Raw genomic sequence first — 2,672 nt, 5'->3', positions numbered from 1 at the left:
CCGTCCGCTGCCTGCCCCTACCCCACCACGGTCATGCCCCGCACACGAAGAAGCCCCTGCTCACCGAACAGGGACTCCCTTTGCCACAACGCACTCACAGCGGGGCAGCCGAGTATCGCTGTCAGCGCGCGCCGCTGGCGCTCGGTCAAAGAGGCAACGAAGATCGCTGCGTCAGCGTTGGCCTGCTCGCAGGCCTCAGCTACCTCTCGGACCTTTCCGTAGCTCAGCAGAGTCCGCGAGGAATAGGGCAGGCCCATCTTTTGGGCCCCGCCGTCCGAGACGCCCCGTCGCTGCACGCTCTGCCCGACGACCCGAGCGCCTCGCGCTGTCAGTTCCGTGGCTGCCGACGCCATGAGCGTTACGAAGTCCTTCTCTTTCGCGGAGAAGTAGCCAACCACCACCACATCAGCCCCCATGACCGTGAGCCGCGAAGCCTGGCGCCGGGCCGGCTCCGGCCGCGCACGACGAGCCAGGCGCCGGTCGCGCCTTCGGGGCTGATGCATGCATCACAGGCTAGATGCCTGGCGAGCTGCAGCGACATGCGTTCTCTCGCTGACCGAGGTTAGTGATCAAGATCAGAGCCACTCGTTAATGACGGCGATGGTGGCGGTGGCCTCGTAGGACGGCCAGCTTGTCGTATCTCGTGGCCGCCGCTCGATGGCGCTTGAGTCGGTTGATCCCGCACTCGACCGCGTGGCGCCCGCGGTAGTCGGCCTCGTCGAATTTCGGCGGGCGGCCGCCGTGGGCGCCCCGCTTCTTACGGTTGCGGATCTGGTCCGCCTTCTCCGGAATCCTGCAGCAGATCTCCGTCTGCGCAGGTAGTCGCGGTTTGCTCGGGACCCGTATGCCCTGTCGGCCCGCTCCCGGTCCGGTCGGCAGCGTGACCTGCCGACGCTCACGCGCGGTACTCGGATTCGTTCGAGCACCGGCCGGAACTGGGGACTGTCGTGCCGCTGGCCAGCGGCGATCAGGAAGGAAAGCGGCTTCTGTCCGTGCTCGACCGCCAGGTGCAGCGTCGTCGCCAGCCCGCCGCGCGAGCGCCCAAGCCCGTGGTCGGCGGGCTCGACAGCAACTCCGCCTGGTTGGTCCCGCTGCAAATTTCCCTTTTGCGGGCGCCAGACGCATGCTGATGCGCCCGCGTGATGCTGGAGTCCACGCACACGTCCCAGGTGATCAGGCCTTTCGCCTCGGCCTCGGCCTGCAACTGGGTGAGGATTCGGCCCCAGGTGCCGTCACGCTGCCAGCGTCGGAAGAGCCCGTACACGGTCTCCCGCTGGCCATAGCGGGCGGGGACGTCGCGCCAGGGCGCACCGGTCCGCGTCCGCCAGCGTATGCCGTTGATCAGCGGGCGCCTGGACCAGACCGGAGGCCGGCCTGGCTTCTTGCCCACGGGCAACAGAGGCTCCAGCCTGGTCCATTGCTCGTTCATCAGATCCCCACGACCCACGAGTGGATCACGGCAGACTTTGATCCACTTATGAAACAGACCCTTAATCCTCGACCTTGCTACGGCTCTGATAGGCGAGGTCCTGATAGTCGGGGTGCCGGGCCATCCAGGCGGTGATGAACGGGCACACCGCGAGCACCCGCAGCCCGTCTGCCCGCGCGGCGTCCAGGCCCGCGCGGGCCAGCGCCGAGCCGACGCCCTGTCCGTTGAACTCCGGGTCGACCTCGGTGTGCGTGAAGACGACAAGCCCGCTCTCGCTGGTTCGCAGGTACTCGGCGAAGCCGGCGAGCCGCCCGTCCACGCGGGCCTCGTAGCGATGAGTGTCGGGGGAGTCGGTGATTTCGATGGTCATCGTGAGCCTTTCAGGCGTGGGGTCCGGTTTCCGGCCATGCGTAAATGTAGGTGCCGAGGGATTCGTACGGTCACCGGGGGCGCCGGCTGCGGCGTGGCGGTCTGTCGTACGGGGTGCTTGCTGAGGATGGCGGCCCGGTTGAAGGAGTTGATGGTGATCGCCTCGCAGCGCCTAGCCGTCCAGGTGGCCGAGTTCGGCGTCAGGCCGGCAGTGCACGCAGGCCTCGACGCCTTCGCTCAGTGCTCGTAGGGCGACGTCCCGTGGTACGCCTTTCCAGTGTTTGCCTGCCATATGGCAGCCGCCGACGTGGACGGCGGGCGACAGGCGGTGAGTCGCGGTTCAGGCCGCCTTCGAGGATCCAGTCGGGTGCGGCCGGTTGGGCCTGCCCGCCGCGCTGGCGCTCCTGATCGCCGTTCGGTTATGGCGATCTGCTGCCGTACGCGGTCGAGGGTGAGGACGAGCCACGTCTCCAGGGCGCGGAGGCGGGTCAGGTCAGGCGGCAGGTCGTTCACATGTTCGTTTCTGGCTACGGACGGGTCACAACGACCGGTGCGCGGCGTCGTTGCCGCCGGATCCACTCACGTAGGCCGATTCACGCGCGTCCGGGTGAAATCGCACACTCGTCCTCGTGCACCACAGGTGTTGCACCAGCTACGGCCGCTCCGACCGCTTCTGAGCTGCGTGAATCCGAACCGCACGCCCGCGGCGCCCAGAGAAACGTTGACGATCAGGTCTCGTCCGCAACGTCGTCACCGTCTGGCGTGGCATGGGACGGGCGTCGAGAGCACGGTCAGCGATCCGTACTCAGCGAACGGCGGACGGCGGCCTGCTGATCCGCCGGCCCCGGCCCGTGGACGAGCAGGACCTTGCTTG

Annotated in this window: 3 protein-coding genes and 1 pseudogene; all 4 read right to left on the bottom strand. The window is 67.7% G+C overall.

The annotated features are described in order from the left end of the window. Positions 1-17: 17 nt before the first annotated feature. The 4 genes and pseudogenes from ACWC91_RS41460 to ACWC91_RS41445 all read right to left on the bottom strand — a co-directional run bounded on the left by ACWC91_RS41460 (position 18) and on the right by ACWC91_RS41445 (position 2,123). Entirely contained in the window at positions 18-416 is a 399-nt protein-coding gene (locus tag ACWC91_RS41460) for an HflX-like GTP-binding protein (protein ID WP_450645020.1), read from the bottom strand. A 159-nt stretch (positions 417-575) separates the two neighbouring features. Then, positions 576-1,429 (bottom strand): annotated as a pseudogene (locus tag ACWC91_RS41455) (IS5 family transposase). A 61-nt stretch (positions 1,430-1,490) separates the two neighbouring features. Next, a complete protein-coding gene (locus ACWC91_RS41450; protein WP_141365755.1) occupies positions 1,491-1,799 on the bottom strand; it encodes a GNAT family N-acetyltransferase in 309 nt (102 codons plus the stop codon). A gap of 171 nt (positions 1,800-1,970) precedes the next feature. Further along, positions 1,971-2,123 carry a DUF6233 domain-containing protein gene (locus ACWC91_RS41445; protein ID WP_376506212.1) on the bottom strand — a complete coding sequence of 51 codons (153 nt, stop codon included), beginning with the start codon at positions 2,121-2,123 and terminating at the stop codon, positions 1,971-1,973. Positions 2,124-2,672 lie beyond the last annotated feature (549 nt).

The organism is Streptomyces sp. NPDC001204 (assembly GCF_053598035.1).
Note: the sequence above shows the minus strand (reverse complement) of the source record. Positions and strands in the feature narration are given on the sequence as shown.